Here is a 22,300-nt window from a genome sequence, read left to right on the forward strand (position 1 = left end):
GCCCCGCGCGGGTCGTCGGCGGGGTCAGTGCGTGAACTGGGCCGCCTCGGTGGACCCGGCCAGCGCGAGGGTGGCGCTGTCGGGGGTGATCGCGGTCGCGACGCGGTCGAAGTAGCCGGTGCCGACCTCGCGCTGGTGGCGCGTGGCGGTGTAGCCGTCGACCTCGGACGCGAGCTCGGCCTCCTGCAGCTCGACGTAGGCGCTCATGCCGCGCTGCGCGTAGCCGCGGGCGAGCGTGAACATCGAGTGGTTGAGGGCGTGGAAGCCGGCGAGGGTGATGAACTGGAACGCGTACCCGTGGCCGGCGAGCTCGCGCTGGAACCGCGCGATGTCGCCGTCGGACAGGTGCTGACGCCAGTTGAACGACGGCGAGCAGTTGTACGCGAGCAGCTTGCCGGGGTAGGCGTCGTGGATCCGCTCGGCGAACTCGATCGCGAGCGCGATGTCGGGTGTCGACGTCTCGACCCACAGCAGGTCGGCGTACGGCGCGTACGCCTTCTGGCGCGCGACGACCGCGTCGAGGCCCGGGCGGACCCGGTGGTAGCCCTCGGCGGTGCGCTCCCCGGTGAGGAACTCATGGTCGCGCTCGTCGGCGTCGCTGGTGAGCAGGTCCGCGCCGAGCGCGTCGGTGCGGGCGACGAGGACGGACGGGACCCCGGCGACGTCCGCGGCGAGCCGCGCGGCGCTGAGCGTGCGCACGTGCTGGTTCGTCGGGACGAGGACCTTGCCGCCCAGGTGGCCGCACTTCTTCTCGGCGGCGAGCTGGTCCTCCCAGTGCACGCCCGCGGCGCCGGCGGCGATCATCGCGTGCATGAGCTCGTACGCGTTGAGCGGTCCGCCGAACCCGGCCTCGGCGTCCGCGACGATCGGGGCGAGCCACTCGCGGGTGCGGCGCCCGTTCTCCTGGACGTCGATCTGGTCGGCGCGCAGGAGTGCGTTGTTGATGCGCCGGACCACCGCGGGCACGGAGTTGGCGGGGTAGAGGGACTGGTCGGGGTAGGTCTGCCCGGACAGGTTCGCGTCGGCGGCGACCTGCCAGCCGGACAGGTAGATGGCCTCGAGCCCCGCCTTGACCTGCTGGACGGCCTGGTTGCCGGTGAGCGCGCCGAGGGCGGGGACGTGGGTGCGTGTGTGCAGCAGCTCCCACAGGCGCTCGGCGCCGCGGCGGGCGAGCGTGTGCTCCTCACGGACGGACCCGCGCAGCGCGACGACGTCGGCCGCCGTGTGGGTGCGGCGGATGCCGGCCCACCGCGGGTCGAGCTGCCAGGCGGCCTCGAGCTGCTCGGCGGTGGTCGTCTGGTCACCGGGGCGGTGGCCCGCCGTGCCCGTGGGGGCGACGGTCGGGTCCGTCTGCGTGGTCATGGCTCCTCCGGGGGTCCGTCAGTTCTTCCGGCCGGGCTGGCCGTGGACACCACGTTGGGGCATGGGCAAGGGTTCTTCACCGGCTGATCGACGAGAAGATCAGCGAAACTTCTGCGTGACAGAATCCGCGCCCGGTGTGACGCTGGTCACGTGACGACGACAGCACCGCACCGCCCGAGCGCACCCACGCGCACCTCCCCGCGCACCTCCCCGCGTGCCGACGAGCGCGCCGACGAGCGCACCGACGTGTCCGCCGGCTCGGGCGGCATCGACACGCTCGTCCTCGGACGCCGCATCCGGCACCTGCGCACGCAGCGCGGCATGACCCTCGAGGACCTCGGCAGCGCGGTCGGGCGCGCGCCCTCGCAGGTGTCCATGCTCGAGAACGGGCACCGCGAGCCGCGCCTGAGCCTGCTGGGCCAGATCGCGGAGGCGCTCGGCGTCCCGCTCGCCGAGCTCCTGCGTACCGAGGCGCCGAGCCGCCGCGCCGCGCTCGAGGTCGAGCTCGAGCGCGCGCAGCGCGGGCCGCTGTTCGCGCAGCTCGGCCTGCCCACGGTCAAGGTCGCGAAGTCGCTGCCGACCGACGCGCTCGAGGCCCTCGTCGCGATGCAGCACGAGGTGGAGCGGCTGCTCACCGAGCACGCGGCGACGCCGGAGGAGGCGCGCCGGGCGAACGCCGAGCTGCGCGCGCAGATGCGCGAGCGCGACAACTACTTCCCCGAGCTCGAGGAGCACGCGCGCACGCTGCTGACCGCGATCGGGCACGACGGCGGCCCGCTGTCGCAGCGCGCGACGTCCGACATCGCGGCGCACCTGGGCTTCACGCTGCACCACGTGCCGGACCTGCCCCGCTCGGTGCGCTCGGTGACCGACCACGCGCACGGCCGGATCTACCTGCCGCAGATCGGCGGCGGCTTCTCGGACTCGCGCTCGCCGGTGCTCCAGGCGCTCGGCAGCCACGTGCTGGGCCACACCGAGCCGCGCGACTACCGCGACTTCCTGCGCCAACGCGTCGAGGCGAACTACCTGGCCGCGGCCCTCATGCTCCCGGAGGACGGTGCGGTGCGGTTCCTCGCGGCGGCGAAGGACGAGCGCCGCCTGTCGGTCGAGGACCTGCGCGACGCGTTCGCGGTGCCCTACGAGACCGCCGCGCACCGCTTCACGAACCTCGCGACGCGGCACCTGGGCCTGCCCGTGCACTTCATGAAGGTCCACGAGGGCGGCACGCTGCACAAGGCGTACGAGAACGACGGCGTCGCGTTCCCGTCGGACCCGCTCGGCGCGATCGAGGGCCAGCCGGTGTGCCGGCAGTGGACCGCGCGGACCGTGTTCACGTGCGAGGACCGGTTCTCGCCGTACTACCAGTACACGGACACCTCGTCGGGCACCTACTGGTGCACGTCGCGCGTGCAGCCGTCGTCGCAGGGGGCGTTCTCGGTCTCGGTGGGGGTGCCGTTCGCGCACGTGCGGTGGTTCCGCGGCCGCGAGACGACCCTGCGCTCGTCGTCGACGTGCCCCGACCCGTCGTGCTGCCGCACACCCCCCGAGCCGCTCGCGCAGCGGTGGGAGGGCGCGGCGTGGCCGTCGGCGCGACCGCACGCGTCGCTGCTCGCTGCGCTGCCCGTGGGCGTGTTCCCGGGCGTCGACACGACCGAGGTCTACGAGTTCCTCGAGCGCCACGCGCCCGCCTGACGCGCGTGGTCCAGCCGGGGTCAGGGCTGGGACAGGCGGTGGCGGAGGGCTGCCAGCTGGGTGCGCAGCGGGGCCGGGAGGCGGTCGCCGAACTGCGCGAAGAAGACCTCGGTCAGCTCCGCCTCGGCGAGCCACGCCTGCGGGTCGACCGCGAACAGCTCGGCCACCTGCTCGTCCGTCAGGTCCAGGCCGTCGAGGTCGAGCGCACCCGGTGCGGGCCGCAGCCCGACCGGACCGGCCACGGCGCCCTCGTCGGACCCGGCCCGTGCGGCCTCGACCTGGCCGACGATCCACGCGAGCACCCGGGAGTTCTCGCCGAACCCGGGCCACAGCCACGAGCCGTCCGCGGCCTTGCGGAACCAGTTGACGCCGAACACCAGCGGGCGCCCCTGCTCGGACAGCCCCGCGCCGACGGACAGCCAGTGCCCCAGTGGTCGGCCATGTCGTAGCCGCAGAACGGGAGCATCGCGAACGGGTCGCGGCGCAGCGTGCCCACGGTGCCCTCGGCGGCGGCGGTCTGCTCCGACGCGACGGTCGCGCCCAGGAACACCCCGTGCTGCCAGTCGAACGCCCGGGTCACGAGCGGCACGTTCGTCGCGCGGCGACCGCCGAACACGATCGCGTCGACCGGCACGCCTTCGGGGTCCTGCCACGTGTCGGCGATGCTCGGGCACTGCGCGGCGGCCACGGTGAACCGCGAGTTCGGGTGCGCCGCGGGGCGGCCCGAGTCCGGGGTCCACGACCGGCCGGTCCAGTCGGTGAGGTGCGCGGGCGGCTCGGGGGTCAGGCCCTCCCACCAGACGTCGCCGTCGTCGGTCAGGGCGACGTTGGTGAAGATGACGTCCCGCTCGAGCATCCGCACCGCGGTGGGGTTGGTCTCGACGCCCGTGCCGGGCGCGACGCCGAAGAAGCCGGCCTCGGGGTTGATGGCGTACAGCCGGCCGTCGTCGCCCGGGCGCAGCCACGCGATGTCGTCGCCGAGCGTCTCGACCCGCCACCCGGGCAGGGTGGGCCGGAGCATCGCGAAGTTCGTCTTGCCGCACGCCGAGGGGAACGCGGCGGCCACGTGGTACCGCTTGCCCTCGGGGAGGTGACGCGCACGAGCAGCATGTGCTCGGCGAGCCAGCCCTCGTCGCGCCCGATCACGGACGCGATGCGCAGCGCGAAGCACTTCTTGCCGAGCAGCGCGTTGCCGCCGTACCCGGACCCGAACGACCAGATCTCGCGCGACTCGGGGAAGTGCGCGACGTACTTGCGCGGGTTGCACGGCCACGGGACGTCCGCGACGCGCGTGCCGTCCGACGAGACGAGCGGGGCACCGACGCTGTGCACGGCCGGGACCCAGGCGGCGCCCGCACGAATGCGGTCGACGACGTCGCCGGTCACCCGCGTCATGACGCCCATGCTGACGACGACGTACGGCGAGTCGGTGAGCTGCACGCCGAACCGGGCGAGCGGGCTGTCGACCGGACCCATCGAGAACGGGACGACGTAGAGCGTGCGGCCGCGCATGGCGCCGGCGAACACGCCCGCGAGCTCGGCGCGCATGAGCGCGGGTTCGCGCCAGTTGTTGGTGGGGCCCGCGTCGGCGGCGTCCTCGCTGCAGATGAACGTGCGGGACTCGACGCGCGCGACGTCGTCGGGGTCGGACCGCGCCAGGTAGGAGCCGGGGCGGCGCTCGGGGTCGAGGGCGGTCAGCGTGCCGGAGTCGACCATCTGCGCGAGCAGCCCTTCGCGCTCGGCGGCGGAGCCGTCGCACCACACGACCGCGTCGGGCTCCGTGAGCCGGGCGACGGCGTCCACCCAGGCGAGCAGCGAGAGCGGGCGGTGGGCGTCGACGGTCGGCAGCCGGGGGATGCGGACGGACGTGACGGTCATGGACAGCTCCTGTGCGAGTCCGGGCGGGGTGGTCCTGCCTCTCGATCGTCTGTCAACCTGGACGGGCGCTGCCAACTCGAACCGCCGTCAAGTTTCGGCGTTCTTGACGTATCGTGAGGTCCGTGCCTTCCGACGACGTGCTCACGACCGGCCGCCGCATCCGGCACCTGCGCACCGCGCGGGGCCTGACCCTCGACGCGCTCGGCGCGCGGGTGGGTGTCACCGCGAGCATGCTCTCGCTCGTCGAGAACGGGCGCCGCGAGCCTCGCCTGTCGCTGCTGCGCGACCTCGCCGCGACGCTCGGCGTCACCGTCAACGACCTCGTCGACCCCGAGCCGCCCACGCGCCGGGCCGCCCTGGAGATCGAGCTCGACAGGGCGCAGCGCACGCCCTCGTTCCAGCGCCTCGGGCTGCCGCAGGTCCGCCCGGGCCGCACGCTGCCCACCCCGGTGCTCGAGCAGCTCGTCGGCCTGCATGCCGAGCTCGCGCGGCGCGACCGTGAGGCCGTCGCCACGCCCGAGGAGGCCCGCCGCGCCAACACCGCGCTGCGCCTCGCGCGCCAGGAGCGCGACAACCACTTCCCCGAGCTCGAGGTCGTCGCCGAGCGCATGGTCCGCGACGCGGGCTACACCTCGGGGCCGCTCACGCACCGCACCGTGTGGCGCATGGCCGAGCGGCTCGGCTTCGAGATCCGCCACGTCGACGACCTGCCGCGCTCCACCCGCACCGTGACCGACCTGGCGAACGGGCGCATCTACCTGCCACCCGCCTCGACCCCCGGCGGGCACGGCCTGCGCTCCCTCGCGCTGCAGGCCATGGCCCACCGCGTGCTCGACCACGACCGGCCCGCCACGTACGAGGAGTTCCTCCGCCAGCGCATGGAGATCACGTACTTCGCGTCGTCGTGCCTCATGCCGCAGTCCGCGTCGGTCGAGTTCCTCGCGGCGCGCAAGCGTTCGCGCGAGCTCGCGATCGAGGACTTCCGGGACGCGTTCGGGGTGACGCACGAGGCCGCCGCGCAGCGCTTCACGTCGCTCGCCACCCACCACCTCGACATCCGCGTGCACTTCCTGCGTATCAACGAGGACGGCTCGATCTACCGCGCCTACGCGAACGACGGTCTGCCGCTGCCCGCGGACGTCACCGGCGCGATCGAGGGGCAGGTCGTGTGCCGCCGCTGGGGCGTGCGCGAGGCGCTGTCCCGCCGCGACCACGCGACCGAGTCGTACCAGTACACGGACACGCCCGCCGGCACGTTCTGGTGCTCCACGCAGCCCGGCGTCGCGCCCACCGGACGGTTCGCGCTCGCGGTGGGCGTGCCGTTCTCGGCCGCGCGGTGGTTCCGCGGGCGGGACACGCAGGTACGCCGCACGAGCACGTGCCCCGACGCCGCGTGCTGCCGCCGGCCCGACGAGGCGTCGGCCGCACGGTGGGAGCAGGCGTCCTGGCCGAGCGCGCGCATCCACCAGCACGTCTTCGCACCGCTGCCCGCCGGTCTGTTCCCCGGCGTGGACGCCGCGGAGATGTACGCGTTCCTCGACCGGCACGCGCCGTCGTCGGGCGGTGCCTGAACGCTGCGCCGGTGGGCCTACTATGGCGCCCGTCGACGAGGTCGTCGCGAGGACGCGGGAGGTCAGGTGCACACCAGCACGCCTACGAACCGGATGACGCGCGCGCGGGCGGTGCTGCTCGCGGGAGGCGCGGCGCTCGCCGCCGCCACCCTGGGGGCGTGCTCGGGCACGCCCGGCGCGGCCGCCGTGGTCGACGGGCACGTCATCACCGCGCAGGAGGTGCGGTCCGCGACGGACCAGCTCACCGAGCTCGGGCAGCAGTTCGACGTGCCGACCGTGCTGTCGATCCTCATCCAGGAGCCGACGATGACGCGGTTCGCGGCCGACGAGGGCGTGGCGGTGTCCGACGAGGACGCGGCCGGCCTGCTCGACCAGGTCTCGCAGTCCGTGGGCATCGACGTCGGCGAGTACAGCGACGCGACGCTCGCGATCGCGCGCTACTCGCTCGCGTCCGGCAACCTGCAGGACGCGGGCGACCTCGAGGCGCTCGGGCAGCAGGTGGCCGAGCGGCTCGACGCGCTGGACGTCGAGGTCAACCCCCGGTTCGGCACGCTCGGCGAGAGCGCGGCGGTCGAGGGTGCGTCCGCGCGGCCGTGGATCGTGACGCCCCGGGCGGACGCGCCCTGAGCCCGGCCGCGGCCGACCGGCCCCCGGCCGGGGGCACGACGAGCGCGCTGGACGAGCTCGTCGCCGTCATGGACCGGCTGCGCTCGCCGGGCGGGTGCCCGTGGGACGCGGAGCAGACGCACGCCTCGCTCGCGCCGTACGCGCTCGAGGAGGCGTACGAGCTCGTCGAGGCGATCGAGCACGACGACCGCGCGGGGCTGCGCGAGGAGCTGGGCGACCTGCTGCTGCAGGTCGTGTTCCACGCCCGCGTCGCGCAGGAGGACGCCGACGACCCGTTCGACGTGCAGGACGTCGCCGCGGACCTCGTCGCGAAGCTCGTCCGTCGGCACCCGCACGTGTTCGCCGACGAGCAGTCCGCACCCGACGACGAGGGGCGCCACGTCGCGTGGGACCGCATCAAGCGCGCCGAGAAGGACCGTGCGTCCGCGCTCGACGGCGTGCCGCTCGCGCTCGGGGCGCTGGCCCGCACGCAGAAGCTCGTCGCGCGTGCGGAGCGCGCGGGGCTCGCGGTCGACGCGCCCGCGGGCGACGACCTCGGCGCGCGGCTGTTCGCGCTCGTGCGTGAGGCGCGTGCGGCGGGCCTGGACGCCGAGGGCGAGCTGCGGCGGACGACGGCGGGCTGGGATGCCCGCGTGCGCGCCGCAGAGTCGGGCTGACGCGCCCCGCGAAGGGTCGCGGGTGTCCACGAGGGACAGTGGTCCCGTGGCAGGTCGCCGCACGTCGGTAGGGTCGGCGGCGAGCCGGTGAGACGGTCACCCGGCCACGATTCGGTCACCGTGCGTCCACCCCGCGTCAGGCGGGTGCGCGCAGGTCAGGAGGCGTTGCGTGACGACGATCGGTATCCCGCGGGAGGCGGCCGGGCAGCGCCTGGTGGCCGCGACCCCGGCCACCGTGACGAAGCTCGTCGGGCTCGGGTACGACGTGCTCGTCGAGGCCGGTGCGGGCGAGGCGGCGACGTTCGCCGACGACGCGTACGCCGCCGCCGGGGCGCAGGTCGTCGACTCGGCGCGCGCGTGGGGTGCCGACGTCGTCACCGCCGTGGACGCCCCGCCCGACGAGCGGGTCGCGCTGCTGCGCGAGGGAGCGGTCCTCGTCGCCCAGCTCCAGCCCGCGCAGCGGCCCGAGCTCGTCGCGACCCTCGCCGCCCGCGGCGTCACCGCGCTCGCGCTCGACGCCGTCCCGCGCATCTCCCGCGCGCAGGCGCTCGACGTGCTCTCGAGCATGGCGAACGTCGCCGGCTACCGCGCGGTCGTCGAGGCCGCGGGCGAGTTCGGCGGGATGTTCGCCGGGCAGGTCACGGCCGCGGGCAAGACCCCGCCCGCCAAGGTGTTCGTCATCGGTGCGGGCGTCGCGGGCCTCGCCGCGATCGGCACCGCCGACTCGCTCGGTGCGCAGGTGCGCGCGTTCGACGTGCGACCCGAGGTCGGGGAGCAGATCGAGTCGATGGGCGCGACGTTCGTGCGCGCCCCGGAGGCGCAGCAGGAGATCAGCGCCGACGGCTACGCGAAGCCGCTGACGCAGGAGCAGGCCGCCGCGGCACTCGAGGTCTACGCGCGCGAGTGCGCCGACGCGGACATCGTCGTGACGACCGCGCTCGTGCGCGGCACCGCACCCACGACCATCACGGCCGCCGCCGTCGCGGGCATGCGGCCCGGCTCGGTCGTCGTCGACCTCGCCGCCACGGGTGGCGGCAACTGCGAGCTCACCGTGCCGGGCGAGCGCGTCGTGACCGACGGGGGCGTGGTCGTCCTCGGCTTCACGGACCTGCCCGGGCGCATGCCGCAGCACTCGTCGCAGCTGCTCGGCACGAACGTCGTGCACCTGATGCAGCTGCTCACGCCCGGCAAGGACGGCGAGCTCGTGCTCGACCTCGAGGACCCGGTGCAGCGCGGCATGACGGTCGCGCACGCCGGGGACGTCACGTGGCCGCCGCCGCCCGTCGCGGTCTCGGCCGCGCCGCCACCGACGACCGGCCCGCCGCCGCCCAGCCCGCAGGAGGTCGCGGCGCGGCAGGCCGAGCAGGCGGAGCGTGCCAAGGTGCGCGCCCAGCGGCGCACGGTCGCGTACGCGCTCGGTGCCCTGCTGCTCACGCTCGGCATCTCGTACGCGCCGAGCGAGTTCCTCGCGCACTTCTCGGTGTTCGTGCTCGCGGTGTTCGTCGGGTACTACGTGATCTCGAACGTGTCGCACTCGCTGCACACGCCGCTCATGGCCCAGACCAACGCGATCTCCGGCATCATCCTCGTCGGCGCGCTCCTGCAGATCGGGTCCGACGACCCCGTGGTCACCGTGCTCGCGTGCGTCGCCGCCGCGGTCGCGTCCATCAACATCTTCGGCGGGTTCCTGGTCGCGAACCGGATGCTCCGCATGTTCCGACGGGGGGCCTGACATGACGCTCGTGTCGCTCACGAACGCCATCTACCTGCTCGCCGCGGTGCTGTTCGTGCTGTCGCTCGCCGGCCTGTCCAAGCAGGAGACGGCCCGGCGCGGCAACGTGCTCGGGATGGTCGGCATGGGGCTGGCGCTGGCCGCCGTCGTCGCGCGCGCCCTGAACGAGTCCCAGCGGGCCGTCGGCGTGACCGCGCTGCTCATCGCGCTCGTGCTGGGCATCGGGGTGGTCGTCGGGACGTGGCGCGCGCGCCGCGTCGAGATGACGCAGATGCCCGAGCTGATCGCGATCCTGCACTCGTTCGTCGGCATCGCGGCCGTGCTCGTCGGCTACAACTCCTACCTGACCGGCACGCACGACGGCGTGCACCTCGTCGAGGTGTTCCTCGGCGTGCTCATCGGGGCCGTGACGTTCACCGGGTCGGTCGTCGCGTTCCTCAAGCTCTCGGCGCGGATGAAGAGCGCGCCGCTCACGCTGCCCGGCCGCAACCTGCTCAACCTCGCGGCCGTGCTCGTCTCGTGCGGCCTGCTGGCGTGGTTCCTCGCGGAGCCGTCCGTCTGGCCGCTCGCGCTCATGACGGTCATCGCGCTCGCGCTCGGCTGGCACCTCGTCGCGGCCATCGGCGGCGGGGACATGCCCGTCGTCGTGTCGATGCTCAACTCGTACTCCGGGTGGGCCGCCGCGGCCGCGGGCTTCATGCTCAGCAACGACCTGCTGATCGTCACCGGCGCCCTCGTCGGCGCGTCCGGTGCGATCCTGTCCTACATCATGTGCCGGGCCATGAACCGGTCGTTCGTCTCGGTGATCCTGGGCGGCTTCGGGGCCGAGGAGGGTGCCGCGGCGCCCGCCGGTGGCGGACCCGTCGGGGAGCACCACGAGATGTCCGCGGCGGACGTCGCCGAGGCACTCGCGGGAGCGCGGTCCGTCGTCATCACGCCCGGCTACGGCATGGCGGTCGCCAAGGCGCAGTACCCGGTCGCGGACCTCGTCGAGAAGCTGCGCGCACGCGGGGTGGAGGTGCGCTTCGGCGTGCACCCCGTCGCGGGCCGCCTGCCCGGGCACATGAACGTGCTCCTCGCCGAGGCGAAGGTGCCGTACGACATCGTCCTCGAGATGGACGAGATCAACGGCGACTTCGACGAGACCGACGTCGTGCTCGTGATCGGCGCGAACGACACGGTCAACCCCGCGGCGCTCGACGACCCGTCGTCGCCCATCGCGGGCATGCCGGTGCTCGAGGTCTGGAACGCCAAGCAGGTCGTCGTCTTCAAGCGGTCGATGGCCACCGGGTACGCGGGCGTGCAGAACCCGCTGTTCTTCCGGGACAACACCGCGATGCTGTTCGGCGACGCGCGGGACCAGACCGAGAAGATCGTCGCGGCGCTCGCCGCAGGCTGACCGCGGCCCCCGGGACGAAACGGTTCACCCGTCGTCCCGGGGTCCGTGCGGTCCCTAGCCTCCGGGCTGACCGGCGGACGGTGCCGTCGGCATGCCGTCAGGAGCGATGCGATGCCTCGCCGTGCCCTCGTCCACCTCGACCCCCGCGCCGGGACCCCGACGCGCCGGGCGACCGCGCTGCCCGTGAGCGGCCTCGCGGCGCTCGTCGTCGCGGCCCTCGTCGCCGTGCTCGCCCTCGTCGCGCAGTCCGCGACGCCGGCGCACGCGGCGACGACCGTCCTGCAGGCCGACTTCGAGGACGGCCTCGACGGCTGGACCGGCCGCGGCGACGCGACCGTCGCGCTGACCACGCAGGACGCGCGCGGCACGCAGAGCCTCCTCGCGACCGGGCGCACGAAGTCCTGGAACGGCGCGGTCGTCGACGTGACCGACACGTTCGAGCCGGGCGTGACGCACCAGGTGTCGCTGTGGCTGCGGCTGCCCGCGACCGGCAGCGGCTACGCCGACCTGCGGGTGTCCGCGCAGCGGGACGTCGACGGCACGTCGGCGTACGAGACGATCGCGACGGCCACGGGCGTCACGAGCGGCGCGTGGACCCACGTCAGCGCGAGCTACACCCCGGGGCTGTTCGACACCGCGTCGCTGTACGTGGAGTCGACCTCGTCCCTGACGGACTTCCTCGTCGACGACGTCACGGTCACGAGCGAGAAGGTGAGCCCCGACCTGTCGCTCCCGCAGATCGACGAGACGCTCGCGCCGTGGTTCACGTTCGGCCTCGCGGTCGAGCCGGCCGACGTGCTCGCGGGCCGCGGCGAGCTCGTCGCGCACCACGCCGCACAGATCACGCCGGGCAACCAGATGAAGCCCGACGCGATCCAGCCGACCGAGGGGACGTTCCGGTTCGGCCCCGCCGACCAGCTCGTCGACTTCGCGCTCGAGCACGGCCAGCGCGTCTACGGCCACACGCTGGTGTGGCACCAGCAGACGCCCGAGTGGTTCTTCCAGCGGGACGGCGCCGCGCTCACCACGAGCGCCGCCGACCAGGCGCTGCTGCGCTCGCGGCTCAAGACGCACATCGAGGCCGTCGCGGACCACTACCGCACCACGTACGGCGAGTTCGGCACACCGGGCAACCCGATCTTCGCGTTCGACGTGGTCAACGAGGTCATCGACGAGAACCAGAGCGACGGCCTGCGCCGCAGCGAGTGGTACCGCGTCCTCGGGCCGTCCTACATCGCCGACGCGTTCCGCTACGCGCGCGACGCGTTCGGTCCCGACGTGCTGCTGTTCATCAACGACTACAACAGCGAGTACCCGAACAAGCGCGCCCCCTACCTCGCGCTCGTGAAGTCCCTGCTCGCGCAGGGTGTGCCCGTCGACGGCGTGGGCCACCAGCTGCACGTCGAGGTCGGACGCTCGCTCGAGTACGTCGAGGGCACCATCGCCGCGTTCGAGGCGCTCCCGGTCCGGCAGGCCGTCACCGAGCTCGACGTCTCGACGTACCAGCACGGTGGCGAGTCGTGGACCACGCCGCCCGCGGACCGGCTGCGGCAGCAGGCGTACTACTACCGCGACCTGCTCGCGGTCCTCAAGAAGCACGCGCCGTCGTTCGAGTCCGTGACGATCTGGGGTGTCGACGACTCGCGCACGTGGCTGCGCGCGGGTGCCGCGCCGCTGCTGTTCGACGGGCAGCTCCAGGCGAAGGACGCGTTCTGGGGCGTGGTCGACCCGTCGCGGATCGGGACGACGAGCACCCCGACCCCCACGCCCACGCCGACCCCGACGCCCACGCCGACCCCGACGCCCACCTCGACGCCGACGCCCACCCCGACGCCGACGCCCACCCCGACGCCGACGCCCACTCCGACCCCGACGCCCACGCCGACCCCGACGCCCCCGCCCGTGGGCGCCTGCACGGTCCGCTGGTCGGCCAGCGCGTGGAACACCGGCCTGACCGCGAACGTCCGGGTGACGAACACCGGCTCGACCGCGCTCGACGCGTGGACCCTCACGTTCACGTTCGGCGGGGGGCAGCAGGTCACGCAGGGCTGGAGCGCCCACTGGTCGCAGAGCGGCACGCGCGTCACCGCGCAGAACGCCCCGTGGAACGGGCGGCTGGCACCCGGCGCGAGCGTCGAGATCGGGTTCAACGCGTCGCACCCGGGCACGCCCACGCCGGGCACGGCGTTCGCGCTCAACGGGTCCGCCTGCACGGCGGCGTAGCCGCGCGGGGTGCGCCGGGAGCCGTGCGTAGGACATGCACACGCGTGTCCAGCGGACGGAGGTCCCGGCGCACCCGTCGTCGGACGCCACTAGGGTGAGGTCGTAAACCCACCTTGCACGGACCCCACCTGCATGTCGAAGGAGCTCCCATGGCCAGCATCGAGGCCGTCGGCGCCCGCGAGATCCTGGACTCGCGCGGCAACCCCACTGTCGAGGTCGAGGTCGCTCTCGACGACGGCACGATCGCCCGCGCGGCGGTCCCGTCCGGCGCGTCGACCGGCGCCTTCGAGGCCGTCGAGCGTCGTGACGGCGACAAGTCGCGCTACCTGGGCAAGGGCGTCGAGCAGGCCGTGAACGCGGTCATCGACGAGATCGCCCCCGAGATCATCGGGTTCGAGGCGAGCGAGCAGCGCCTCGTCGACGCCGCGCTCATCGAGCTCGACGGCACGCCCAACAAGGGCAAGCTCGGCGCGAACGCGATCCTGGGCGTCTCGCTCGCGGTCGCCAAGGCCGCGGCCGACTCGGCCGACCTGCCGCTGTTCCGCTACGTCGGCGGCCCCAACGCGCACGTCCTGCCCGTGCCGATGATGAACATCCTCAACGGTGGTTCGCACGCCGACTCGAACGTCGACATCCAGGAGTTCATGGTCGCCCCGATCGGCGCCACGACCTTCCGCGAGGCGCTGCGCACCGGTACCGAGGTCTACCACTCGCTGAAGTCCGTCCTGAAGGCCCAGGGCCTGTCGACCGGCCTCGGCGACGAGGGTGGCTTCGCGCCGAACCTGTCGAGCAACCGCGCGGCGCTCGACCTGATCCTCACCGCGATCGAGAAGGCCGGCTTCACGCCGGGCACCGACGTGGCGCTCGCGCTCGACGTCGCGTCGACCGAGTTCTTCAAGGACGGCGCGTACCAGTTCGAGGGTGGCGCCAAGACGCCCGCCGAGATGATCGCGTACTACGAGCAGCTCGTGACGGACTACCCGCTGGTGTCCATCGAGGACCCGCTGTCCGAGGACGAGTGGGACTCCTGGTCGCAGCTCGTCGCCGAGGTCGGTGGCCGCGTGCAGATCGTCGGCGACGACCTGTTCGTGACGAACCCGGAGCGTCTCGCCAAGGGCATCCAGCTCAAGTCGGCGAACTCGCTGCTGGTCAAGCTCAACCAGATCGGCACGCTCACCGAGACGCTCGACGCGGTGACGCTCGCGCAGCGCAACGGCTTCACGACGATGACCTCGCACCGCTCCGGCGAGACCGAGGACACGACGATCGCCGACCTGTCGGTCGCGACGAACGCCGGCCAGATCAAGACCGGTGCCCCCGCCCGTGGCGAGCGCATCAACAAGTACAACCAGCTGCTGCGCATCGAGGAGGAGCTGGACGACGCCGGTCGCTACGCCGGCCGCTCGGCCTTCCCGCGCTTCCAGGCCTGATCACCTCAGCCTGACCGGTCGGCCCACGCCGACCCCGAGGCCGGTCGCCCCCCGGGGGCGACCGGCCTCTCGCGTCCCTGCCGGCCCCCGCGCACGTGGGGGATCGGTGAAGGAAGCCACGCGGCGGCGCGACGTCCCGGGCTCACGGGTGCACGCGGGCAGAATCGGGCGCATGTCCGCACCCCGCCGCCCGGTCGACCCGCGCCAGGGCGTCCGCGACGGCGCGTCCGGCGCCCCCCGCCCCGACACGGCGGGTGCCCCGCGAACGCCGCGTGCGCCGCGGACCGGGGCGGCCGGTGCCGCGCGCACCGGTGGGGCGGGAGCACGCCCGGTCACGCCGGCGCGGGGACCCGCTCGGCTGCGACCCCCTCGCGCGGGGTCCCGCGCGCCACGTCACGCCCGGGCGCCACCCGGCCCGGCAACCGTGCGCCGTCGACACCGCCGCGCGGCACGGCCCGGGCGGAACGGGCCCGGGTCGAGCCGCCGCGGCTGTTCTCGGTGCGGGCGATCGTGCTGGGCTGCGTGCTCGTCCTCGCGTTCGTGCTGGTCTACCCGACGCTGCACACCTACCTGCGTCAGGAGGCGGACCTGCGCGAGCTGCGCAGCCAGGTCGCGGCGGCGCGTGAGCGCAACGACGACCTGCAGGCGGAGCTCGAGCGCTGGGACGACCCGGCGTTCGTCACGGCCCAGGCGCGCGAGCGGCTGTCCTACGTGCTGCCGGGCGAGAAGGCGTACCGCGTGGTCGACCCGGAGACCGTCGAGGTCCCGACGACGCAGGTCGTCGACGAGGACACCCCCGTGGCGCGCACGCAGGCGCAGCAGCCCTGGTACACGTCGGTCTGGGACTCGCTCGTCGTCGCGGGCACGACGGACGACGCGACGCCCCGCGACGCCACGAAGCGCCCGACGAAGGACACGACGAAGGACACGACGAAGGGCACGACGAAGGGTGCGGAGCAGGACGCCGCGACGAAGGACGCGTCGTCGGCTCGACCCTGACGGCGTGCCGGCCAGGGGGTCGGTCGCGCTGACCGGTGCGTGCTGAGGGACAATGGGCGTCCCCCGACGAAGGAGCGACGTGCCCACCACCGCATCGGACGTGACCGCCCACGACCTCGAGGTGCTCCACGAGCAGCTCGGCCGCCCCGCGCGCGGCGTGGTCGGTGTCGCGGCGCGCTGCGTGTGCGGTCGCCCGATCGTCGTCCGGACGGCGCCGCGGCTCGACGACGGCACACCGTTCCCGACGCTGTACTACCTGACGCACCCGCAGGCGGTCGCGGCGGTCAGCACGCTCGAGGCGTCGGGGCTGATGAAGGAGTGGACGCAGCGGCTCGCGGTCGAGGCGGACCTCGCCGCCGCGTACCGCCACGCGCACGAGGCGTACCTCGCCGACCGTGAGGCGATCGGTCACGTGCCGGAGATCGCGGGGATCTCGGCGGGCGGCATGCCGACGCGCGTGAAGTGCCTGCACGTCCTCGTCGGCCACGCGCTCGCGGCCGGGCCGGGTGTGAACCCGTTCGGCGACGAGGCGCTCGCGATGATCCGTGGGACGTGGCGCCCCGACCGTTGCACGTGCTGACCACCGCCGGGACCGACCGGGACGCCGGGCGCGTTCCTGACGTGTCCGGTCCGGGTGCGAGGATGTGCGGCGTGACGCGAGTGGCAGCCATCGACTGCGGGACGAACTCCATCCGGCTCCTGGTGGCGGACGTCGATCCTGCCGCGGGCACGCTGGTCGACCTGGACCGGCGGTCCGAGGTGGTCCGCCTCGGCCAGGGCGTGGACCGCACGGGGCGGCTGGCCCCCGAGGCGCTCGAGCGCACGCTCGCGGCGACGGCGCGCTACGCGGCGATCTGCGCGCAGCTCGGGGCGACGACCGTCCGGTTCGTCGCGACGTCGGCCTCCCGGGACGCGGAGAACCGCGCGGACTTCGTCGACGGGGTGCGTGCGCTCCTCGGCGTCGAGCCGGAGGTCGTCTCGGGCCAGGAGGAGGCGGCACTGTCGTTCCGCGGCGCCACGGGCGTCGTCGCGGCGCACCACCCCGGCCCGTACCTCGTCGTCGACCTCGGTGGCGGCTCGACCGAGCTGGTGCTGGGGGAGCGCGAGCCGCAGGCGTCGCTGTCGATGGACGTGGGCTGCGTGCGCCTCACCGAGCGGCACCTGCTGGGCGACCCGCCGTCCGCCGACGAGCGTGCGGCCGCGCACCGGGACGTCGCGGCGGCCCTCGACGAGGCCGCGGCCGTCGTCCCGCTCGGGCAGGCGCGCACGCTCGTCGGGCTGGCCGGTTCGGTGACGACGGTGACGGCGCACGCGCTGGGCCTGCCCAGCTACCAGCCGGACCGCATCGACGGCGCGGTGCTGCCGACGGCGACCGTGCTCGAGGCGTGCGAGGACCTGCTGGGCGCGACCCGCGAGAAGCGTGCGGCGCTCGGTTTCATGCACCCGGGCCGCGTCGACGTGATCGGCGCCGGCGCGCTGGTCTGGCACGACGTGGTGGCACGCGTGCGTGACGAGGTGGCCGCGGCAGGGGGCACGCTCGAGCACGTCGTCACCTCGGAGCACGACATCCTCGACGGCATCGCGTTCAGCGCGGCGGAGCGCGTCGTCCGCTGACCCGAGCCCGGACGTACCGGGTGATCTCGGGACGAAGCGGTTGTCGCAGCCGGGCCGCCGGAGCACCGTGGAGCAGTCGGCCCGGGGAGTCGTCTGCGCGCCGTGAGCGGGCTGCGGCTGCGGGGCGCAGGGCTGGTGAAACGCGGGTGCTGAACCGTGTCACCTCTCGCGGGTCTGTGACTCGTCTCACTGGAACCGGTACCATCCCACGGGTCGAACTGCCTGACGCCTCGTGATGCCGGGTGGCACGATGTGCGGCACACGCCGCTCTGGGAGCGTTTCCACGGCCGGGTCCACCGGCCGTCGCTCCTTGATGACCACGCCGCTCGACGAGGAGCTCCAGAGATGGATCAGCCGAACCCGGCCGCGCCGAGCGGGCGGCTCGTCGCGCGCCGCACGGTGCTGGAGATGGGGTGCGGACTCGTCGGCCTCGGCCTGCTCGGGGCGTGCACGGACCACGACCACCCCACCGACGCGACGACCGACACCACCCCGGCTCCCGAGCAGACGCCCACCGCGTGGGCGGTCCCGGCCGAGCCGATGCGGTTCCCGCAGGGCTTCGTGTGGGGCTCGGCGACCTCGGCGTTCCAGGTCGAGGGCTCGTCGACCGCCGACGGCCGCGGGGTGTCCATCTGGGACACCTTCGCCGCGCAGCCGGGCCGGATCGACGACGGCTCGACCGCCGACCCCACCGCGGACCAGTACCGCCGCTGGGAGTCGGACCTCGACCTCATGGTCGACCTGGGCCTGCAGGCCTACCGCTTCTCGATCTCGTGGCCGCGGATCGTCCCGACGGGCTACCTCACGGGCGGCGGCGAGGTGAACCAGAAGGGCCTGGACCACTACCGGCGCGTGGTCGACGGCCTGCTGGACCGCGGCATGCACCCCGCGATCACGCTCTACCACTGGGACCTGCCGCAGCCCCTGCAGGATGCGGGCGGCTGGGCGGTGCGCGACACCGCCGACCGGTTCGCCGACTACGCGGCCGTGGTGTTCGAGTCGCTGCGGGACGTGGACGCGACCTGGCTGACCATCAACGAGCCGAAGACCACCGCGATGGTCGGCTACGCGGGCACGGAGCACGCGCCGGCGCTCGGGGACATCGACGCGGGGCTCGCGGCCGTGCACCACCAACTCCTCGCGCACGGCAAGGCGGTGCAGGCGTTCCGGGAGATCGGTGGACGCGGCGGGATCGGCATCGCGCTCAACCTCATGCCGGTCTACGGGGCCGCGGGCGCCGAGCTCGCGGCGGACCGCCTCGACGCGGCCGAGAACCGTCTCTACCTGGACCCGGTGCTGCGCGGCACGTACCCCGACGAGGCCGTGGGCGACAAGCCCGGCCAGCTGCGCGGCGACCGCGCGGCGTTCGAGGCGCTCGTCCAGCCCGGTGACCTCGAGACGATCTCGCAGCCGTGCGACCTGCTCGCGGTCCAGTACTACGGCGTGGCGGGCATCGACAAGACCGGTGCGTGGCTGCAGCTGTACCCGCCGTCGTCGGCCGGGTGGCAGCAGGTGCACGCCGAGGGCCTGTACGAGCTGCTCGTCCGGCTGCCCGCGGACTACCCGGACGTGCCGCCGCTCGTCATCAGCGAGAACGGCATCCCGGACCCCGACGCGCAGGGCCAGATCGACGACCCGCAGCGTCTCGACTTCCTGCGCACGCACCTGCAGCAGGCGGCGCGGGCGGTGGCCGAGGGCGTGGACCTGCAGCAGTACTACGCGTGGTCGTTCGTCGACAACTTCGAGTGGGCGCGGGGCATGACCCAGCGCTGGGGCATCGTGCACGTCGACTACGAGACGCAGCGCCGCACGCCCAAGTCGAGCGCCCGGTGGTACTCGCAGGTCGTGCGGACGAACGCGGTGCCGCCCGCCTGACCCCGGCCACCGGGGGCCGCGAGCGGCTCTCGTGACGGTTTTCACACGCCGGGTCGCCCCGATGTGCGCATCGTCACCGGGTGCTGAGGTGGTGGGTCGCGCGTGCGCCGATACCGTTGAGGTATGCCTCAGTCTGCCTCCACCCCGGTTGCCGAGACCGCGGTCCGCCCCGCCAAGTCGCGCAAGGTCCCCCGGGTCCTCGTCCTCGGTGGCGGCACCGTCGGCCTGTACTCGGCGCGCCGGCTGCGCAAGCGCCTCGGTCGGCGCGAGGCCGCGATCGTCGTCGTCGACCCTCGCCCGTACATGACGTACGCGCCGTTCCTCCCCGAGGCGGCCGCGGGCTCGATCGACCCCCGCAACGTCGTCGCACCGCACCGCCGCGCCCTCAAGGGCGTCGACGTGCTCCAGGGCAAGGTCTCCCAGATCAACCACGCCGAGCGCACGGTCGAGATCACGCCCGAGGAGGGCGAGCCGTACTGGGTCACGTACGACCACCTGATCGTCGGCCTCGGCTCGGTCGCCCGCACGCTGCCCATCCCGGGCCTCGCGGAGCAGGCGATCGGCTTCAAGAACGTCGAGGAGGCCATCGCCGTCCGCAACCACGTGCTCAACCGCATCGAGGTCGCGTCCTCGACGTGGGACCCCGAGCTGCGCAAGCGGATGCTCACGTTCGTGTTCGTCGGCGGCGGGTTCGCGGGCATCGAGGCGCTCGCGGAGCTCGAGGACATCGCGCGCTACACGATCGCGCACTACAAGCAGATCGAGCAGGACGAGCTGCGGTTCGTGCTCGTCGAGGGCAGCCCCCGCATCCTCCCCGAGGTGAGCGAGGAGCTCGGCGGCTACACGCTCGAGCAGCTGCGCAAGCGGCACATCGAGATCCACCTGTCGACGTTCCTCAGCTCGTGCGTCGACGGGCACGTGGTCCTGTCGAACAAGCTCGAGTTCGACGCCGACACGATCGTGTGGACCGCGGGCGTCAAGGCCAACCCCGTCCTGCAGCAGTCGGACCTGCCGCTCGACAAGATGGGCCGCGTGACGTGCAACGCCGCGCTGCAGGTCGTCGACGAGCACGGCGAGATCGTGCCGGACGCGTACGCGGCGGGCGACTGCGCCGCCGTGCCGGACCTGTACAACCCCGGGTCGTTCTGCCCGCCGAACGCGCAGCACGCGCTGCGTCAGGGCAACCACCTCGGCGACAACCTCGCGCGCGTGCTGCGCTCGGCCGAGGTCACGGACTACTCGCACAAGAACATCGGCGCGGTCGCGTCCCTCGGCATGTACAAGGGCGTCGCCCAGATGTTCGGCAAGATCAAGGTCCGCGGGTTCCTCGCGTGGGTGCTGCACCGCACGTACCACGTGTTCGCCATGCCGACCGTGAACCGCAAGCTGCGCATCATGGCCGGCTGGACCGGCTCGCTCCTGCTGCGCCGCGAGGTCGTCCCGCTGGGTGCGCTGCACGACCCGCGCGCGGAGTTCCGCGCCGCGTCGGTCCCGCCGAAGCCGCGCGTCGTCGAGGAGAAGTCCGACGCGCAGCCGGCCGACCCGGCGATCGCGGCCGCAGCGAAGCCCGCCGCGAAGCCCGCCGCGAAGAAGAAGTCCGCGTCCTGACGGTCCGCCCGTCGCGCGCACGAGAGCCCCGGTCCTGGTGGACCGGGGCTCTCGTCGTCGTGCGCCCGGCGGGACTCGAACCCGCACTGAGCCGGGTTTAAGCCGGCCGCCTCTGCCGGTTGGGCTACGGGCGCGGACGCGAGCATCCTCCCACCGGAGCGTCCGACGCGAAGGCCCGCGTCAGACCAGCCCGGCGGCCTGCTCGGTCTGCTCGACCTGGGCGACCCAGGCGCGCTTGGCGCGGCGCCACCCCTCGTCGTCGACGCCGATGCGCCAGTACCCCGACGCGGACAGGTCCGCGCGCGCGACGCCGCGCTCGAGCCGCAGGTGCCGGCGCACCTCCTTGACCGCCCCGGCCTCGCCGTGGACGAACGCGCCGACGCGGCCGCCGGGCCACGGCAGCGCGAGCGTCGTCTCGACGAGCCGCCGCCCCGGGTGCCCGCGGTCGGCGTGCACCCAGCGGACCTCGACGCCCGCGGGAGCGGTGAGCGGGAACTCGTCCTGCGGGCCGTCGACCTCGACCACGGCGACGCCGCGCGCGTCGTCGGGCATCCGCTCGAGCGCGACCGCGATCGCGGGCAGTGCGCTCGCGTCGCCGACGAGCAGGTGGTGGTCGACGTCGACCGCGGGCGACCACGCGCCGCCCGGGCCCGAGACGAGGATCTCCTCGCCGCCGACGAGTCCCGCGGCCCACGGGCCGGCCAGCCCTTGGTCGCCGTGCACGACGACGTCGACGGTCAGCTCGAGCGCGTGGGCGTCGAAGTGCCGCACGGTGTACGCACGCAGGCGTGGTGCGACGCCCTCGGGCAGCGCGGCGCGCACGGCGTCCAGGTCGACGCGACCGTCGTCGGTCAGCGGGCGCTCACCTGCCGGCAGGAACATCAGCTTGACGTAGGAGTCCGCGTGCTCGTCGGCGACGAACGGCGCCATGGTCGGCCCGCCGAGGACCACGCGGACGAGGTGCGGGGTCGGCCGCTCGGTGCGCAGCACGTGCGCCAGGACGGGTGCCGGTCGGCGCCTGGTCCCGCCGGGCGTGCGGTCGTCGGCGGGGGAGGGGGTCGTCACGAGTCGTGAGCCTACGTCCGCCCGAGCGGTACGCGACCGGGCGTTCGGTGGGCGTTCGGCGGGGCGTACGGCTCGGCCGGACGGCCGGGTCAGGAGCGGGACTCGGCCGCCGACGAGGCGTCGAGCGAGGCGTTCAGGGACGCGTTGAGCCGCGTGAGGGACGTGGCCAGGTGCTGCAGGTCGTCGGGCGCCCAGTCGGACAGGACCTGCGCGTACACGTCGGCGCGCGCGCGTCGCGTGGCCTCGAGCGCGGCCAGGCCGGCCGGGGTCGCGTCGATCACCGAGCGTCGCGCGTCGTTGTCGTCGCGCGAGCGGCTCACGTAGCCGAGGGCCTCCATCTGCAGCACCTGGCGCGTCACCGTGGACGCGTCGAGGCGCAGGTGGTCGGCGATCTCGTTGATGCCTGCGGGCCCGTCGTCGGCGAGCCGGCCGAGCGCGAGGTACGCGGAGCGTTCGAGCGTGCCCTCCAGGCGGCGGCTGCGGCGCCGGTTGCGGTCCGCGAGGCGCAGCAGCAGGGCGACCTGGCGCTCGACGTCGGCGATCGCGGGATCCATGGGTGCTCTCCTGTG

At 73.9% G+C, this 22,300-nt stretch carries 16 protein-coding genes, 1 tRNA gene and 1 pseudogene; 13 read left to right on the forward strand and 5 right to left on the reverse strand.

Annotated features, from left to right (window positions below):
- Nucleotides 1–24: 24 nt before the first annotated feature.
- Nucleotides 25–1,362 (reverse strand): isocitrate lyase, encoded by a 1,338-nt coding sequence (aceA, locus tag CBP52_RS17255; protein ID WP_094181998.1) that lies wholly within the window; start codon nucleotides 1,360–1,362, stop codon nucleotides 25–27.
- A 150-nt stretch (nucleotides 1,363–1,512) separates the two neighbouring features.
- Here aceA and CBP52_RS17260 point away from each other — a divergent pair, with 150 nt between their 5' ends.
- Complete coding sequence (locus tag CBP52_RS17260) at nucleotides 1,513–3,054, forward strand: helix-turn-helix domain-containing protein (RefSeq protein WP_369826246.1); 1,542 nt, start codon at nucleotides 1,513–1,515, stop codon at nucleotides 3,052–3,054.
- Between the two features lie 20 nt (nucleotides 3,055–3,074).
- Here the strand turns inward: CBP52_RS17260 and CBP52_RS17265 are convergent.
- Nucleotides 3,075–4,932, reverse strand: a pseudogene (locus CBP52_RS17265) (phosphoenolpyruvate carboxykinase (GTP)).
- A 113-nt stretch (nucleotides 4,933–5,045) separates the two neighbouring features.
- Here CBP52_RS17265 and CBP52_RS17270 point away from each other — a divergent pair.
- From CBP52_RS17270 to CBP52_RS17325, 12 genes are all read left to right on the forward strand, one after another.
- Entirely contained in the window at nucleotides 5,046–6,503 is a 1,458-nt protein-coding gene (locus CBP52_RS17270; RefSeq protein ID WP_198303499.1) for a helix-turn-helix domain-containing protein, read from the forward strand.
- Nucleotides 6,504–6,596: 93 nt separating this feature from the next.
- On the forward strand, nucleotides 6,597–7,130 hold the full coding sequence (locus CBP52_RS17275) for a hypothetical protein (RefSeq protein WP_094182000.1): 534 nt from the start codon (nucleotides 6,597–6,599) through the stop codon (nucleotides 7,128–7,130).
- The gene (locus CBP52_RS17280; protein ID WP_369826247.1) at nucleotides 7,097–7,786 is read left to right on the forward strand and encodes a MazG family protein; all 690 of its coding nucleotides are present in this window, start codon (nucleotides 7,097–7,099) and stop codon (nucleotides 7,784–7,786) included. The genes CBP52_RS17275 and CBP52_RS17280 overlap by 34 nt, the downstream gene beginning before the upstream one ends.
- 169 nt (nucleotides 7,787–7,955) lie before the next feature.
- Nucleotides 7,956–9,518, forward strand: a complete 1,563-nt coding sequence (locus CBP52_RS17285; RefSeq protein WP_094182001.1) for a Re/Si-specific NAD(P)(+) transhydrogenase subunit alpha — start codon at nucleotides 7,956–7,958, stop codon at nucleotides 9,516–9,518.
- A 1-nt stretch (nucleotide 9,519) separates the two neighbouring features.
- A complete protein-coding gene (gene pntB / locus CBP52_RS17290) occupies nucleotides 9,520–10,917 on the forward strand; it encodes a Re/Si-specific NAD(P)(+) transhydrogenase subunit beta (protein WP_094182002.1) in 1,398 nt (465 codons plus the stop codon).
- A gap of 111 nt (nucleotides 10,918–11,028) precedes the next feature.
- Entirely contained in the window at nucleotides 11,029–13,140 is a 2,112-nt protein-coding gene (locus CBP52_RS17295; RefSeq protein WP_094182003.1) for an endo-1,4-beta-xylanase, read from the forward strand.
- A gap of 149 nt (nucleotides 13,141–13,289) precedes the next feature.
- Nucleotides 13,290–14,570, forward strand: coding sequence for a phosphopyruvate hydratase (gene eno, locus CBP52_RS17300; RefSeq protein ID WP_094182004.1), 1,281 nt, complete (start codon nucleotides 13,290–13,292; stop codon nucleotides 14,568–14,570).
- A gap of 498 nt (nucleotides 14,571–15,068) precedes the next feature.
- Entirely contained in the window at nucleotides 15,069–15,569 is a 501-nt protein-coding gene (locus CBP52_RS17305; RefSeq protein WP_232514578.1) for a septum formation initiator family protein, read from the forward strand.
- A 52-nt stretch (nucleotides 15,570–15,621) separates the two neighbouring features.
- A complete protein-coding gene (locus CBP52_RS17310; protein WP_094182006.1) occupies nucleotides 15,622–16,149 on the forward strand; it encodes a DUF501 domain-containing protein in 528 nt (175 codons plus the stop codon).
- A gap of 71 nt (nucleotides 16,150–16,220) precedes the next feature.
- Nucleotides 16,221–17,183 (forward strand): Ppx/GppA phosphatase family protein, encoded by a 963-nt coding sequence (locus CBP52_RS17315; protein WP_094182478.1) that lies wholly within the window; start codon nucleotides 16,221–16,223, stop codon nucleotides 17,181–17,183.
- Nucleotides 17,184–17,528: 345 nt separating this feature from the next.
- A complete protein-coding gene (locus CBP52_RS17320; RefSeq protein ID WP_094182007.1) occupies nucleotides 17,529–19,058 on the forward strand; it encodes a GH1 family beta-glucosidase in 1,530 nt (509 codons plus the stop codon).
- Nucleotides 19,059–19,181: 123 nt separating this feature from the next.
- Nucleotides 19,182–20,666, forward strand: a complete 1,485-nt coding sequence (locus tag CBP52_RS17325; protein ID WP_094182008.1) for an NAD(P)/FAD-dependent oxidoreductase — start codon at nucleotides 19,182–19,184, stop codon at nucleotides 20,664–20,666.
- 60 nt (nucleotides 20,667–20,726) lie between these two features.
- Here CBP52_RS17325 and CBP52_RS17330 read toward each other — a convergent pair.
- The 3 genes from CBP52_RS17330 to CBP52_RS17340 form a co-directional block, all read right to left on the reverse strand.
- Nucleotides 20,727–20,800: transfer RNA gene (locus tag CBP52_RS17330), tRNA-Leu, on the reverse strand.
- Nucleotides 20,801–20,846: 46 nt separating this feature from the next.
- A complete protein-coding gene (locus CBP52_RS17335; protein ID WP_094179302.1) occupies nucleotides 20,847–21,731 on the reverse strand; it encodes a siderophore-interacting protein in 885 nt (294 codons plus the stop codon).
- Nucleotides 21,732–21,820: 89 nt separating this feature from the next.
- On the reverse strand, nucleotides 21,821–22,285 hold the full coding sequence (locus tag CBP52_RS17340; protein WP_094179303.1) for a MarR family winged helix-turn-helix transcriptional regulator: 465 nt from the start codon (nucleotides 22,283–22,285) through the stop codon (nucleotides 21,821–21,823).
- Between the last annotated feature and the right edge of the window lie 15 nt (nucleotides 22,286–22,300).

It is taken from the genome of Cellulomonas sp. PSBB021 (assembly GCF_002240455.1).
Lineage (GTDB): Bacteria > Actinomycetota > Actinomycetes > Actinomycetales > Cellulomonadaceae > Cellulomonas > Cellulomonas uda.

Bases quoted from the DNA above. Each gene is read 5' to 3' on its own strand.
- aceA (WP_094181998.1), bottom strand. From the start codon at position 1,362: ATGACCACGCAGACGGACCCGACCGTCGCCCCCACGGGCACGGCGGGC.
- CBP52_RS17275 (WP_094182000.1), top strand. From the start codon at position 6,597: ATGACGCGCGCGCGGGCGGTGCTGCTCGCGGGAGGCGCGGCGCTCGCC.
- pntB (WP_094182002.1), top strand. From the start codon at position 9,520: ATGACGCTCGTGTCGCTCACGAACGCCATCTACCTGCTCGCCGCGGTG.
- CBP52_RS17295 (WP_094182003.1), top strand. From the start codon at position 11,029: ATGCCTCGCCGTGCCCTCGTCCACCTCGACCCCCGCGCCGGGACCCCG.
- eno (WP_094182004.1), top strand. From the start codon at position 13,290: ATGGCCAGCATCGAGGCCGTCGGCGCCCGCGAGATCCTGGACTCGCGC.
- CBP52_RS17310 (WP_094182006.1), top strand. From the start codon at position 15,622: ATGGGCGTCCCCCGACGAAGGAGCGACGTGCCCACCACCGCATCGGAC.
- CBP52_RS17320 (WP_094182007.1), top strand. From the start codon at position 17,529: ATGGATCAGCCGAACCCGGCCGCGCCGAGCGGGCGGCTCGTCGCGCGC.
- CBP52_RS17325 (WP_094182008.1), top strand. From the start codon at position 19,182: ATGCCTCAGTCTGCCTCCACCCCGGTTGCCGAGACCGCGGTCCGCCCC.
- CBP52_RS17340 (WP_094179303.1), bottom strand. From the start codon at position 22,285: ATGGATCCCGCGATCGCCGACGTCGAGCGCCAGGTCGCCCTGCTGCTG.